This is a genomic window from Arthrobacter sp. K41 (assembly GCF_059089645.1).
The window spans coordinates 104,341-117,853 of the sequence record NZ_JBNHEW010000002.1; the positions used below are offsets into that span (position 1 = coordinate 104,341).

Annotated in this window: 14 protein-coding genes; 5 read left to right on the forward strand and 9 right to left on the reverse strand. The window is 64.7% G+C overall.

Features of this window, described 5'->3' with window-relative positions; translation table 11 throughout:
• Positions 1-106 precede the first annotated feature (106 nt).
• Both AC5RTE_RS04765 and AC5RTE_RS04770 read left to right on the forward strand, forming a co-directional pair.
• On the forward strand, positions 107-1,675 hold the full coding sequence (locus AC5RTE_RS04765) for a sodium-dependent transporter (RefSeq protein ID WP_494040257.1): 1,569 nt from the start codon (positions 107-109) through the stop codon (positions 1,673-1,675).
• Positions 1,672-1,809, forward strand: a complete 138-nt coding sequence (locus AC5RTE_RS04770) for a methionine/alanine import family NSS transporter small subunit (RefSeq protein ID WP_494040258.1) — start codon at positions 1,672-1,674, stop codon at positions 1,807-1,809. The genes AC5RTE_RS04765 and AC5RTE_RS04770 overlap by 4 nt, the downstream gene beginning before the upstream one ends.
• A 34-nt stretch (positions 1,810-1,843) precedes the next feature.
• Here the strand turns inward: AC5RTE_RS04770 and rsgA are convergent, their stop codons facing one another.
• Positions 1,844-2,983, reverse strand: coding sequence for a ribosome small subunit-dependent GTPase A (rsgA, locus tag AC5RTE_RS04775; RefSeq protein ID WP_494040259.1), 1,140 nt, complete (start codon positions 2,981-2,983; stop codon positions 1,844-1,846).
• A 364-nt stretch (positions 2,984-3,347) separates the two neighbouring features.
• Positions 3,348-3,584 (reverse strand): zinc-ribbon domain-containing protein, encoded by a 237-nt coding sequence (locus AC5RTE_RS04780; protein ID WP_494040260.1) that lies wholly within the window; start codon positions 3,582-3,584, stop codon positions 3,348-3,350.
• Positions 3,585-3,727: 143 nt separating this feature from the next.
• Between AC5RTE_RS04780 and AC5RTE_RS04785 the strand changes: the two genes are divergently transcribed.
• Positions 3,728-4,879 carry a GGDEF domain-containing protein gene (locus tag AC5RTE_RS04785; protein WP_494040261.1) on the forward strand — a complete coding sequence of 384 codons (1,152 nt, stop codon included), beginning with the start codon at positions 3,728-3,730 and terminating at the stop codon, positions 4,877-4,879.
• A 23-nt stretch (positions 4,880-4,902) separates the two neighbouring features.
• On the opposite strand, the gene AC5RTE_RS04790 is transcribed toward AC5RTE_RS04785, so the two are convergent.
• The gene (locus tag AC5RTE_RS04790; protein WP_494040262.1) at positions 4,903-6,435 is read right to left on the reverse strand and encodes a SulP family inorganic anion transporter; all 1,533 of its coding nucleotides are present in this window, start codon (positions 6,433-6,435) and stop codon (positions 4,903-4,905) included.
• Between the two features lie 319 nt (positions 6,436-6,754).
• On the opposite strand from AC5RTE_RS04790, the gene mptB reads away from it, so the two are divergent.
• Positions 6,755-8,377 (forward strand): polyprenol phosphomannose-dependent alpha 1,6 mannosyltransferase MptB, encoded by a 1,623-nt coding sequence (mptB, locus tag AC5RTE_RS04795; protein ID WP_494040263.1) that lies wholly within the window; start codon positions 6,755-6,757, stop codon positions 8,375-8,377.
• A gap of 13 nt (positions 8,378-8,390) precedes the next feature.
• On the opposite strand, the gene AC5RTE_RS04800 is transcribed toward mptB, so the two are convergent.
• A complete protein-coding gene (locus AC5RTE_RS04800) occupies positions 8,391-9,614 on the reverse strand; it encodes a glycosyltransferase 87 family protein (RefSeq protein ID WP_494040264.1) in 1,224 nt (407 codons plus the stop codon).
• A 61-nt stretch (positions 9,615-9,675) separates the two neighbouring features.
• Positions 9,676-11,010: a glycosyltransferase 87 family protein gene (locus AC5RTE_RS04805; RefSeq protein ID WP_494040265.1), complete on the reverse strand. Its 1,335-nt coding sequence runs from the start codon at positions 11,008-11,010 to the stop codon at positions 9,676-9,678.
• Positions 11,011-11,317: 307 nt separating this feature from the next.
• Between AC5RTE_RS04805 and AC5RTE_RS04810 the strand changes: the two genes are divergently transcribed.
• Positions 11,318-11,530 (forward strand): hypothetical protein, encoded by a 213-nt coding sequence (locus AC5RTE_RS04810; RefSeq protein ID WP_494040266.1) that lies wholly within the window; start codon positions 11,318-11,320, stop codon positions 11,528-11,530.
• A 51-nt stretch (positions 11,531-11,581) separates the two neighbouring features.
• On the opposite strand, the gene AC5RTE_RS04815 is transcribed toward AC5RTE_RS04810, so the two are convergent.
• From AC5RTE_RS04815 to AC5RTE_RS04830, 4 genes are all read right to left on the reverse strand, one after another.
• On the reverse strand, positions 11,582-11,839 hold the full coding sequence (locus AC5RTE_RS04815; RefSeq protein ID WP_494040267.1) for a DUF3072 domain-containing protein: 258 nt from the start codon (positions 11,837-11,839) through the stop codon (positions 11,582-11,584).
• A 147-nt stretch (positions 11,840-11,986) separates the two neighbouring features.
• Positions 11,987-12,172 carry a hypothetical protein gene (locus tag AC5RTE_RS04820; protein WP_494040268.1) on the reverse strand — a complete coding sequence of 62 codons (186 nt, stop codon included), beginning with the start codon at positions 12,170-12,172 and terminating at the stop codon, positions 11,987-11,989.
• Between the two features lie 72 nt (positions 12,173-12,244).
• Positions 12,245-12,649, reverse strand: coding sequence for a VOC family protein (locus AC5RTE_RS04825; protein ID WP_494040269.1), 405 nt, complete (start codon positions 12,647-12,649; stop codon positions 12,245-12,247).
• A 118-nt stretch (positions 12,650-12,767) separates the two neighbouring features.
• On the reverse strand, positions 12,768-13,415 hold the full coding sequence (locus tag AC5RTE_RS04830; RefSeq protein ID WP_494040270.1) for a class I SAM-dependent methyltransferase: 648 nt from the start codon (positions 13,413-13,415) through the stop codon (positions 12,768-12,770).
• Positions 13,416-13,513: the final 98 nt, after the last annotated feature.

Consider the following 13,513-nt stretch of genomic DNA (forward strand, 5'->3'; position numbering starts at 1 on the left):
CCGGGCGGGACTTGCGCAGGGGCTTCCCGGAGGGAGACATCCGCAGTAAAGTCCCCGCATAGCCCACTGAACCGGACATCCACCTCCACGTGAGAGAGAGCTTTCCATGAACCGGCCAGAAACCTCCGCCGAACCAGCGAAGCGCGAGACCTTTTCAACCCGGAGACTCTTTATCCTCTCTGCCATCGGATCAGCAGTGGGACTAGGCAACATTTGGCGGTTTCCGTATATTGCCTACGACAACGGCGGCGGCGCCTTCCTCATCCCGTACCTTGTGGCCTTGCTGACCGCAGGCATCCCGTTGCTGTTCCTCGACTATGCCGTGGGCCATAAGTTCCGCGGCTCAGCACCCCTTGCCTATCGCCGGCTCCACCGCGTTGCCGAGCCGCTGGGATGGTGGCAGGTTCTGGTGTGCTTTGTCATCGCGGCGTATTACGCGGTGATCATCGCGTGGTCCCTGATGTACACCTTTTTTTCCTTTACGGAGGCATGGGGCGACGACGCCGAGGGTTACTTTTTCGGAAGCTTCCTTCAGGTAGCCGACGCGCCGGGAGTCGGGTTCAGCTACGTGCCGTCCGTGTTCTTCCCGCTGCTGCTGATCTGGATGGCAGTCATCATCATCATGGTGGCCGGAATCCGTAAGGGCATCTCACGTGCGAACTCGATCCTGCTCCCGCTGTTGGTGGTGATGTTTGTACTGCTTGTGGTCCAATCACTGTTTCTCCCGGGCGCCGCACAAGGACTAAACGCATTCTTCACCCCGGACTGGTCTGCCCTGGCCGATCCGTCCGTCTGGGCTGCGGCGTACGGCCACATCTTCTTTTCACTTTCGGTGGGCTACGGCATCATGGTCACCTATTCCTCCTACCTGAAGCGCAGGACGGACCTTACGGGTTCGGGCATGGTGGTTGCCTTCGCAAATTCGGGATTCGAGATTCTGGCAGGCATCGGCGTGTTCGCCGCCCTGGGGTTCATGGCCCAGGCCGCCGGGGCGGGGGTCAACGACGTCGTGACCCAAGGCATCGGCCTGGCATTTGTCGCCTTTCCAACCATTGTTTCCCAGGCTCCTTTCGGCGCTGCCATGGGCGTGCTGTTCTTCGGATCTTTGGTGTTCGCGGGAGTTACGTCGCTCATTTCGGTGCTGGAGGTTATTGTCGCAGCGGTTCAGGACAAGCTCGGGTGGGGGCGGGTCAAAGCTTCAGTGGTTGTCAGCGGCCTCGTAGCTGCCGTTTCCCTGGCGCTTTTCCCCACCGCAACGGGCCTGTACCTCCTCGACACCTCCGATGCGTTCGTCAACAGCTTCGGCATCACACTCGGCGCGTTGGTGACCGTGGTGGTACTGGCATGGTTCCTGCGAAAGTTGCCGCTGCTGTCAGCCCACCTCAACACTGTATCAACCATCAAGATGCGCCGGACGTGGATGGGACTGGTGGCCGGTGTGGTGCCGCTCGCGTTGATCTACATGGTGTCAAACGAATTCATCAGCAAGATATCGGCCACCTATGAGGGTTATCCCGAGTGGTTCGTGGGCTTGTTCGGCTGGGGCATGGCCGGTGGACTGGTGGTCTTGGCGCTGGTCCTGACCTTCATTCCCTGGAGCCGGAGTTCGAAAGCGCACCACGACCCGGAGTACCAATCCATGGTGGCCGAGGAGAAGGAGGAGACGTCACGATGACTCCCATCGCCATCACAATGATGATCATCGCCATCCTCACGGTATGGGGCGGCCTGGCGCTGGCGCTGCTGAACCTGAAGCGGCACCCGGAAGACGAGGGCGCGCTGCCCGGGGAGCATGCCCCGGAGCTGTAACTGCCCGGCGGACGGCACCTTACCGGCCGGCTGTTCAGCGGCGTTTGCGTCCCGACCTGTCCTTCCGCTCGGCCGTCTCACGTTCCGCCCACCGTTGGGACTTGCCCGCCGTCACCACCTTTTGATGCCACTCCCGCTGATGGGCGCGCTGGGCGGCGGCGTCGCTGCGGCGGGCCAGGGCGGCCAGCTCGCGCTGCAGCTTCAGGTAGTTGTGCCAGCGGCGTTCATCCAGCCCGCCGTCGGCAAGGGCTTGCTGCACCGCGCAGCCGGGCTCGCTTTGGTGGGCGCAGTCCGCAAACCTGCACTGGCCCGCCAGTACTTCCACGTCGCCGAACATCTCGCCAATGCCGTCCTCGGCGTCGAACAATCCGAAGCCCCGCACCCCTGGAGTGTCCATCAGGACCCTTCCGTTCGGCAGCGGCACGAGTTCCCGCGCCGTGGTGGTGTGCTTCCCCTTGAAGTCGCCGGAGCGCACCTCACCGGTGTGTTGGACGTCGCGGCCCACCATGGCGTTGATGAGCGTGGATTTTCCGGCGCCGGAGGGGCCAAGCAGGACGATGGTGCCGCCTGCCGGAATGTGCGCCAGCACCGCGTCGATGCCGTCACCGTTCCCGGCCGACGTGGTGACCACGTCCACGCCCGCCGCCTGCAAAATGACTTTGCCGACGACGTCGTCCGCCACCTGGGCGAGGTCCGCCTTGGTGATGATGACCAGGGGAGTGGCACCTGAGTCCCACGCCGCGACGAGGGTGCGCTCCAGGCGGTTGTGCGTGAGCGGCCGGTCCACCGGCACCACCACCCCCACCATGTCCATGTTCGCGGCCAGGACCTGCGCCGCCGAGGAGTCCTCGAAAGCCCGCTTGCGGCTGAGCTCCGAACGGCGTGGAAGGACGCCCAGGATCTGGCGTTCACCGGCGCGGTTGGGTCCGATCCAGACCCAGTCACCCGTGACTGCCGTTTCCCCCGTCAACGGATAGGGCAGGTGCAGCAGGTCCGTGCCGGCCGCCACGAGCAGCAGGTTGCGGTCCACGCGGACCACCCGGCCCGCTTCAGTTGCGTCCGGGAGGGGATGGTTTTGAAAGTGCCGGGCGACGGCGGGGGTGTAGCCGTAGAGGAGCGGGCCGTTGACTGGGGTGCAGGTGCTGTCCAGGGCGGTGCCTGAAGATATGTTCACTGTGGTACCTCGGGGAAAGCCCCTGCCCACTGCCGGTCCAGGCCTGGGTGTTGCGCGCTCCGCCGAGGTCAGGCGGGGCCGGTGCGGTACAGGGGAAGCGTTTGGATGATGGTCGCGGAGCGCAATGGGCGCACGGCTGTGACAGTCATCAAAAACACCTCCCTTCCCGCATGGCGCCGGTTCAGGTCCGAGGTTTGCGGCCCCATGGCTTCCGGCTCTGTCCGGCACCTCCCGTTTCGGGGTGCGGATCCGGTCCTACTGTAATTGCAGGCGGCGGCTTCCACCAGAGCTTTGGGACATTCCGCTGGCACCGGGAACTCTGGAAACCAGTGCCCGGCCGCCTGCGGCCCGGCGTCCCGGTTGGTCAGCGCTGCAGCTCCAGCGCCCGCTTTTCCCGCGCGGAGATCTTCGAAACATAGCCGCAGTTTGTGCACGTGATCTGGTAGGACCGCGACGTGGTGAACACCGGAATAAAGAACAGCGTGAACTTGGTGGCACGCTCCTCAAGGTGGTGGTGCACGAACGAGCGGCAGTACTGGCAGGTGGCCGCCTTGCCGGGGAGGGCCTTAAGCATTGTCTTGAAACCAAAAAGAAGGAGCATGTGGTGTGCCTTTCGGGGTTGTCCTGCGGGCTGTCTGGCAACTGTAGGCCCTGCACATGCCGATGCCGTTACCCTGACAGGCACCCTGACCGGTGCAATACTGGGGATCGGCATGACTTCGGCATCGGGGGGACGACGGTTACATGGTTCTGGATACCGCGACTCTAAGAATCGCGTTTGGCCTGATGGCCTTGGTTCTGGTCCTCCTTTTCTACTTTTCCGCCTACCGGATCACACGCTCGCCGTACAGCGGATGGTGGTGCCTGGCGCTGATATTCTTCCTCGCCGGCTCCGCGTGCTTCCTGCTGGACCGTACCCCGCATCAGGTATGGGCAAACCCGCTGGGCAACGTGCTGCTCGTTCACGGCGGCGTTGCGGTCTGGGCAGGTGCACGTTCCTTGCGGACCATACCGCCGCCGAAGTGGGCCTTCACAGGCATACCGCTGGTCACCCTGGTCGCCTCGGCCCTGGACAGCCCGGCCACCAACACGTGGTCCGGCGGGCCGGTGTTCCTGGGAGCCATGACCCTGACCATCGGCTTGGCCTCCCACGAGCTCTGGCGGCTGGAGCCGGGTTATTCGCGCGTGCGGATTCCGATGGCCGTGGCTGCCGGCGGCATGTCGGTCTTCTACTTCCTGCGCTGGGTTGCCTTCCTGCTGGAGGGCCAGGACGGACCCACGTTCGTCACCGTTTTCGGGTCTGCCGTCACCACTATGGTGACAATGGTGCTCTTGGTAGTGGTCTCATTCAGCATGGCCGCGCTCAGCAGCGAACAGCAGACCAGGGCCCTCCGGGTGGTGGCTTCCCGGGACGACCTCACCGGTCTGCTCAACCGCAAGGCGTTCCTTGAACTGGCGGCGGAGCAGTTGGCGGACCGGGCCATCACCCGTGGCTCCGGCGCCCTGATCCTGGCCGACCTGGACCACTTCAAATCCGTGAATGATACCTACGGCCACGCAGCAGGGGACCGCGCCCTGCAGGCCTTCGCCGAGGCCTGCACCGGTACCGTCCGCTCCACCGATTTAGTAGGACGGTACGGCGGGGAGGAATTTGTCCTGCTTTTGCCCGGTACCAGTGTTGAGCGGGCAGAGATGATCGCTGAAGAAATCAGCAGGCGGCTGGCGGCAGCGCCGGCGGGGGAGGCAATGGAAATGCCGACAGTCAGTTACGGGATCTCCACGTACGACACCGGCACAACCGATGTGGACAGCCTCATCGCCGCGGCGGACGCTGCTTTGTACACAGCGAAGTCGTTGGGCCGGAACCGTGTGGCCCGCAGCGACCGGATGCTTTAGCACTGCCGGCCGGCTGCAGGGTTTCAGCTGCCGGCGGTGAGCTTTCCGGCCAGCCGTTCCCGCATCTGGACGCTGGCCGAGTTCAGGCCCAGCAGCTCCACCTCGCGGCCGTGCCGGCGGTACTTCTCCGTCACGGCGTCCAGCACGGCGATGGTGGAGGCGTCCCACAGGTGCGAGGCGTGCAGGTCCACCACCACGCGGCTGATCCCGGGCTCGGCGTCCAGGGCGTACTCGAACTGCATGTACAGATCGTTGGACGAGGCAAAAAACAGCTCGCCGTCCACGGTGTACGTGGCAACGTTTTTACCATTGACCTCGAGGACCGTCCTCTCAACGGTGACGAAGTGGGCCACCCGCCGGGCAAACATGGCCATCGCCGCCAGTACTCCGACGCCGACGCCGATGGCCAGGTTGTGCGTCGCCACCACTACGCCCACCGTGATCAGCATGACGGCGGTTTCAGACTTGGGCATCCGCCGCAGCGTCCGGGGGGCAATGGAGTGCCATTCGAAGGTGATGGCGGAGACGAAAATCATGACGGCGACGAGCGCTGCCATGGGGATGAGGCCAACCACGTCACCGAGCACCACCACGAGGAGCAGCAGGAAGACGCCGGCCAGGAAGGTGGAGACGCGGCTGCGCGCCCCGGATCCCTTGACGTTGATCATGGTCTGGCCGATCACCGCGCAGCCACCCATGCCGCCGAGAAAGCCGGTGACGATGTTGGCAACGCCCTGCCCCCATGATTCCCGGGTTTTATTGGAACGGGTGTCAGTGATGTCGTCCACCAGCTTGGCGGTCATCAGGGATTCGAGCAGGCCCACCAGCGCCATGGAGAGCGAAAACGGGGCCAGGACCTCAAAGGTCTCCCAGGTCAGGGGAACATTGGGAAGGAAGAAGTTCGGCAGGCTCTCCGGCAACTGGCCCTTGTCATTGACGGTGGGCACGTCCAGTCCTGCCAGGACGGCAACCACGGTGAGGACCACGATGGCAACCAGAGGCGAGGGCACCGCCGTCGTAATCCTCGGCAGTCCCACCACTATCACCAGACCGGCAACCACGAGGGGGTAGACCAGCCAGGGAACGCCGATCAGTTCCGGGAGCTGGGCCATAAAAACCAGGATGGCCAGGGCGTTGACGAAGCCCACCATGACGGACCGCGGGATGAACCGCATCAGGCGGGTGACACCGGCCAGGGCCAGGAGGATCTGGAAGACGCCGGCAAGGATGACGGCCGCAATCAGGTGGTCCAGCCCGTGGCTGCGCATCAGGGGAGCAATGACCAGCGCAACGGCCCCCGTGGCGGCGGAGATCATGGCGGGCCGGCCGCCCACGAAGGAGATGGTCACCGCCATGGTGAACGAGGCAAAGAGGCCAATCCGCGGATCCACGCCCGCTATGACGGAGAAGGCGATGGCCTCGGGAATGAGGGCCAGTGCCACCACCAGCCCGGCCAGGGCTTCCGTCTTCAGCCTGCGTGGGGAACGCAGGGTGGCCCGCACGGACTGCAGTTGCAGGGGTGACGGCGCCTTGTTTTCGGCGGTGGAAACAGCCATGGTCCGGCTCCAATCGGGCGTCGAAGGGGCGGCAGCAGGAAGGTGCGCGCCTTCGCAGGAAAGTGCGTGGTCAGGAAGAAGGGCGCTTCCTTGCGCCGGAGTAAAAGGCCGGCCGGGTGCGGGCGAACTGCCGCGGGCGGATTCTCCAACATTACCCGCAGCCCCACGTGAATCCACACCGGCGCCTGTTGCGAAACCGTGCCTTCCGGTGGTCCGTCATCCGGGAGTGGCAGGAAGGCCTGCTGGTAAAATAGCCGGGTTGCAGGGCGGCTTTTCGCTGGTGCAACCAGCGCCGTAACGAAGTAGGGGACCAACAATCATGACGGCAGGCGGTGCACACCTTGGAACGTCGGAAAGCCGGCTTGGCCGGCAGGTAGCCGCTGCCGCCGAACCCGCAAAACGCCGCGCCTATGTAGCAATCGTTGAGGGGTTCGTCGGTGCCCTCATGATGTTCGTCGGCTCCATCGGCACCGGCTGGATCGCCAATGGCTCGCCCATGATCCGCCAGCCAGTGGTCATCGCCCTCCGCACCGAAGGCTGGGGTGTTGCCATTTCCACGGTGCTGCTGACAGTGGGCGCCATGGTGCTGATGCGTTCATGGCTGCGCTTGGGGCAGCGGCTGGCTGATTGGGGAAAATCCTCACTTCGGTCCGTTGTCATCGCGATCTCCGCCTGGTCCCTGCCGCTGCTTTTCTGCGTGCCGGTCTTTTCCCGCGACGTCTATGCGTACACCGGCCAGGGCCGTCTGGTCCAGGAGGGCCAGAACCCCTACGAGGTGGGCATCTCCACCCTCAGCAACTGGTTCTCCCTGGGCGCAGACCCTGCCTGGGCGGAGAACAGGACCCCGTACGGCCCATACTTTCTGTGGCTGGCGCGGGCAGTGGTAGGCGTAACCGGGGCCCAGCCCGACATCTCCGTGCTGCTCTTCCGCCTCCTGGCCGGGGCCGGGGTGCTGCTCTGCGTCATCTACGTGCCAAAACTGGCCGAGCTGCACGGCATCAACGGAGCACGGGCGCTTTGGGTCTCCGTGGCCAACCCCCTGTTCCTGATCAGCTTCATCGCCAGCGCCCACAATGACGCCCTCATGGTGGGGCTCGCCGTCGCCGGCGTCTATTTCGCCGCTACCCGCCGTTACATCCTCGGGATCCTCCTGGTCACCGCGTCCATCGGCATCAAACCCATCACCGTGCTCCTGCTGCCGTTCATCGGTGTCATGTGGGCGGGCCCCTCGGCGTCCTGGCCACGCAGGTTCCTGATCTGGGGTGCGACGGCGGGCATCAGTTTCGCCACGCTGGCCCTCAGCGGCATCCCGTACAACCTCCGCATCGGCTGGACCTGGGCCATCATGGACCCCACGCCCGGTTACACAGGCTATTCGCCGTCCGGCTTCCTGGGCCAGCAGGTGGAGATGCTTGCCAACGCGCTGGGACTCCCGGGCGGGACGCTCGCCACCTGGCTTCGGGCCGGCATGAAATATGCCGCCATCGGACTGGTCCTGCTGCTGATGTTCCGCGGCGATTACTCCCGCGCGGTGCGCCGGATGGCGCTGGCGTTCACCGCCGTCGTGATGCTCTCGCCCATCATCCAGCCCTGGTACATCCTGTGGTTCCTGCCGTTCCTGGCCGTCACCGGCATCCGGGACGACTGGCAGATCCGGTCACTGTACGTGGGCGTGACGTTCTTTGTGGTGTTCGGGGCGCAGGATCAGCTCTCGGTATGGTCCTTTGTGGAGCTGCCCATCGATGCGTCCTCCCTGGCGTTCGTGACCGCACTGGCGTTTACGTTCTACCTTTTATTCCTCGATGTGCATACACGGAAGCTGCTCTTTGAAGGCAAGCCTGTGGACCTGGCTAAGCAGGGTTGGAACTGGGTGCTCGCCCGGCGGAAAGCCCGCCGCCTTCGCGCGGAAGAACCCGGCCGCCAGCAGCTGGGCAGCCGCTGAGGCAGTTGTCGGACTAGGCGCCGGCCGGTACCGCAGCAGGGGCTTTCCGGCCCAGTTCTGCCGTCCGCTTCACGGACCACCAGAGCAGCACCACCAGGAGCACATTGCGGGTGGTGAGGATCGCCGCCATTACCGGATGGGCATGGATCAGCGGCGTGTAGAACAGCGGATAGATCACGAACGTGGTGATGGCGATCCCCATCAGCAGTGCTGCCGGGACCTTCCACCGGTTCCAGTCGTGCGTGAGGCCGGCGATGATCACCGGGGCCAGCCAGATGATGAACTGCGGCGAACCCACCTTGTTGAACACGATAAAGGCGGTGGTCATCATCAGGGCACCCTCGAGGAATAGTTCCTCCCGCTCCGCGCCGCGGTTCAGCGCGCGCACCAGCAGGGCTGCAGCGCCCACCGCGGCCAGGATCAGCAGCGGCTGCATCAGGAACGCCGCCACGCTGGCTCCCGGACCGTACACCTCGGTGGAGTTGATGGCCGTGTTGTCCGCCATCTTGGAGCCCGCGATGTTGAAGACGCTCAGCCACACCCACGGCGTGGAGAAGGTTGCCTCGAGCTGCATGCCGCGCTCGCCCTGGTTGGTGAGGAAGTCCATGATGTGCGGCAGCCCGCCGGACAGCCACGTTCCCAGCGCGACAACCGCCGTCACGGCAACGCCGGACAGGACCACCTGGATGCGCTTCTGGCTGGCGATCACGATCGGGGCCAGCACGGCGGCCGGCCACACCTTGATCCAGGTGGCGATGCTGAGGAGGACCCCCGCCACCACCGGCCGCTGCGCCGCATACAGCAGCGCGATCAGCACGATGGGAGCGGTGATGCCTTCAACCCGGGCGAAACTGAGGTAGCCCATGAATACTGTGAAAAACAGCCACCACCAGGCAGGGGCGACGCCGCTGGCTTTCCGCGGACCCCGGGTGAGGAAGAGCAGGCCGACGGCGTTGAGGGCAGTGATGATCAGGAACCAGACCAGCAGGTACAGGCCTGGGCCGGCAATGTTCGCAAGGAAGATGGGAAGTTGGGCGAGCACGGGATAGACCCACGGACTGATTTTCCCCTCGAGGTCCTGGGGGTTGTAGCCGTCCATCGCCCATTGGCGGTACTGCTCGGTATCGCTGAAGGTATCGCCGTGCAGGAAGAAGGAGGCCATCCAGCCCAGGAAGTAGAGATGCACGACGGCGAAGCCCCACCACACGCTGGAAGGGCGCGCGAACCAATCCACCACCTTCGCCGGTAGGACTTTGGTGCGGATGCTGACCAGCCGGTCGAAGAAGCTCGTGGAAATCTTAGGACTCCTTCAGCGCGGGAGCGGGTGCGGCCGTCTTCCTGCCCAGCAGGTAGAGCCGGCGGACACTCCACAGGAACAGGACCACCAGGAGGACGTTGCGGATGGTCAGCACCAGCGCCATCCAGGGATTGTTGTGGCTGAGGGCGTCGTAGAACAGCGGATAGACGAAGTACGTGGCCACTGCGATCACGATCAGCATGGCGGCCGGGACCCGCCACTCACGCCAGCTGTGGGCCAGTCCGACGGCGACGGCCGGGGCCAGCCACACCATGAACTGTGGTGAGCCCACCTTGTTGAACACCACAAACGCGGTTGCCAGGGTCAGGGCGCCTGCCAGGAGCAGCTCGGTGCGGTCCACGCCGCCGCTGATTTTTCCGTTGTGCAGTGCCCAGAACGTCAGGCCGGCCACGAGCAGGGCAGCCAGGATCAGGAGGGGCTGCATCAGCACGGACATCACGGCCGTGCCGGGGCCGTCCACCTGCATCGAGTTGATCTCCGTGTTCATGTACATCCGGGAATCGCCGATGTTCAGGACGGACAGCCAAAGCCAGGGGGTGGTGAAGGTGGCTTCGAGCTGCATGCCGCGGTCGCCCTGCTGGGTGAGGAAGTTCAGGAGTTTCGGGAGGCTGCCCACCGCAGCGGCCAGCGCAACCACGCCCGCCGACGTCACGATTCCGGCGAGTACCACCAGCATCCGGTTTTTCACCACCGCGAACAGGGCCAGCATGACGGCGGCGGGCCAGACCTTCACCCAGGTGCCGATGGCCAGGAGGACGGAGGCGATGAACGGCCGGCCCACTCCGTACGCAAGGGCTACGAGGACCAGCGGGGCGGTGAGGCCGTCCACCCGCGCGAACCCGAGCCAGCCCATCAGGAAGGTGAAGACCAGCCACCACCAGGCGGCGGGGATGGCGGCGCGGTTGCGGCCCCGTTCGGTGAGCTTCAGGAGGGCCCAGGCGTTAAGCAGGGTGGTCATCAGGACCCACAGGAAGAAGAAGGGCGCGGGACCGGCTAGGCCGGCAAGCGCGATGGGGACCAGCGCGAGGATTGGGTAGACCCAGGGACTGACGCGGCCCGCGAGGATGGCTTCGTCGAAGCCGGCCACGGCCCACTCACGGTAAATGAACGTGTCGCTGAACGCGTCACCGCGCATTGAGAGCGAGGCGGCGAAGATGAGGAAGACCAGGTGCACCACGATGAACCCGGCCAGCAGTCCACGCCCGCTGTTCAGGCGGGTCCGGGCGGCGGCGGGAAGAATGACGTTGCGGATCCGGGTGAGATTGCCGAAAATAGCGTCCGTGGAAATGGCGGGATCCTTGTCGGGTCGTGGCATACGAAGTGTCGTTGCGGTGTGGTGCGGGGTTATGCCGGGGCGGGCGTGCAAGCGCATTGCAGCGCCTGGAAACGGCTTTCGCTTGGGCTTAACTCTAAGTGTTGCGGATCAGGCCCCGTAATTATGGTCAGCTGCGGCGGCGGCCCTCCCCGCTGACCTGCGGCTACTTCCCAGTAGGTTTCTCAAGTTGCTGGCGGTTCAGTGTTGGGGGACCATGATCCAGGCACTAAGATGTCCGGCGGGCTTTCCAATCGGAAAATTAAGGCCGCCTACCCACCACCTGAACTGAAATTCTCGAGGCTTTACCATGACCGCTGCTAACTTTCCCTTGACGTTGACCGTCGCCGACCGCCACAGCATGGACAGCGCTATCGATGCCGCCGTCACCGCCGCAAAGGCCCATGCGCTCGCGGAAAAGCGCCACGGCATCCTGGTCACGCGGCACAGCATGGACAAGTTCACCGTGGATCTGAGTGAAACCGTGCCCTTCGGGCTGACACGCGAGCACCAGGCCTGGTAACGCACCTACCCCTGTTTCGGTTCAGCGCCGCTCACTGCCCGTGGCGGCGCTTCAGCCTTCGGTGTTGCCGGAGTCGTTTCCTGAAACCCTGCCGCTGCGCTGCTGCAGCCGGTCGATGTGCTTTGAAGCCTCCGCCTTGCTGAGGTCTGCCGGGAGCTCTTCTCCTGCTTCCCGGGCAAGGGTGTCAAGGTAGCTGCGCTGCGCTGCCGTCATGGGCTCGTCGCCCGTTACCCAGTCTTCGGGATCCCGGTTGAGGCCGGCATCCGGCTCAGGAGTGGGGCTGCCAAGTGTTTCCTGGTTGTTGTCCATGCCAGAAAGTCTAGGTGCAGGGACTGACAGGATGATGCCGCCGATCCAGGCATTCCTGAAGCGCCGCCTGGTTGGGAGGGGTTTCCGCCGGCCGGCACCTTCGGGGGAGTCGGGCCAGGTGCTCGCCGGTAAGGGTAGCCAGGCGGTTCAGGAGCTCGTCCTGGAACCGCTGGTCCGAAACGGCAGGGTGCGTCTTATGCCGCTGCTGGTGAAACCAGTAGCCACGGCTGCAAGGGCAGTGACGAAGAGCTTGCTGTCGGAGTAGGACACGCGCCCGTTGTTGCCCAGCTGGGGACGGCCGCCGTGAGGCATGCCGCTGCTGAGGTAGCTCATTCTGCGCCGCAGCCCGTCCCAGCCCGTCCGCTGAGCCCGTGATGAAGATCCGCGCCACTGCCGGCCCCGGAGCTACGCGGGCTGCCCATCCTGATGTGACTGCCTCACACTGGACGGCGTAGCACCCTGCAGAACCCAGCGGTTGCCATCCGGGTCCGCAAAGAAGGCAAACTCCACGCCTCCCAGATCCTGGACGTCACTGACCTCAGCGCCGCGCCGGAGGAGCTCAGCGCGCGCGACGCCCATATCTGGGACCACGAGCTGCAGGCCTTCCAGGCTTCCGGGCGCCATGGAGGTCATCCCCGTTCCGATGACGATTGAAGCGGCAGAGCCCGGCGGTGTCAGCTGCACGACCCTCATTCCCGGGATGTGCTCAACATCATGGTCAAGCACGAACCCGAGCCTCTCCGTGTAAAAGGACTTCGACCTGTCCACATCGGACACAGGTACCTGCACAACTTCAAGGCGCATCTCCATGCGCCCACAGTACCTTCATCTGGCCCGCCCGCAACGGCCGTGATCTGCTGCCGGGGAACGCCGCGGAACGGCCTGCACCGAAGTCATCCGCGCTGGCCTCGGCCGCCACCAGAAACTCTCACTGGTTTCCGTCAGAGCCGTGCTTGCGGGCAAGTATCCGAAAAATGATGCCCCCCGGGCCTTCCCGGTGCACTTCGGTAATGCTGAAGCCCGCGCCGGTCAGGTATGGCACAGGATCGCGGGTGATGTGGTCTGCGCTGAGGCGGACGCACAGTGGTTCAAGTGCGCGCATGACAGCCCGCGCCGCCGGGTGCGTGGAGCGCCCGTGTTCAGCCAGGACGAATACCCCGCCGGGCCGGAGGACGCGGTAGGCCTCGCGGCTGGCCGCCGCCGGGTCCGGGATGGTGCAGAACGTGAACGTGGAGACTACCGTGTCGGCGCTTTGGGTCGGCAGGTCCAAAGCCTGTGCGTCGCCGTAACGCAACTCGACGCTTTCGATCCGTTGTTCGGCTACCCGCCTGCGGGCGATGGCGAGCATCTCCTCGGAAAGTTCTATCCCGGTCACGTGTTCCACGTCCGGGCCGTACAGCGGCAGGTTGAGCCCCGAACCCACACCTATCTCCGTCACAGCCCCGCGTGCCATCGACACGGCCCAGTCGCGGGCGCCGACGGCGACATGGCGCTCAAAGAGGCCCATCCAGCGGTCATAGATGCCGGCGTTCTTATTGAACGCCTTTTTGATGTCTTCGTTGCTGGTTCCGCGCATGTCGACCTCCCGGAAAACCTGTTCGTTGATCGTAACCGTAGACAGACGGCAAAGTGCGGCCTATTGCTGAGGTGCTGCCCGCCGTAGGCTATGAGCAC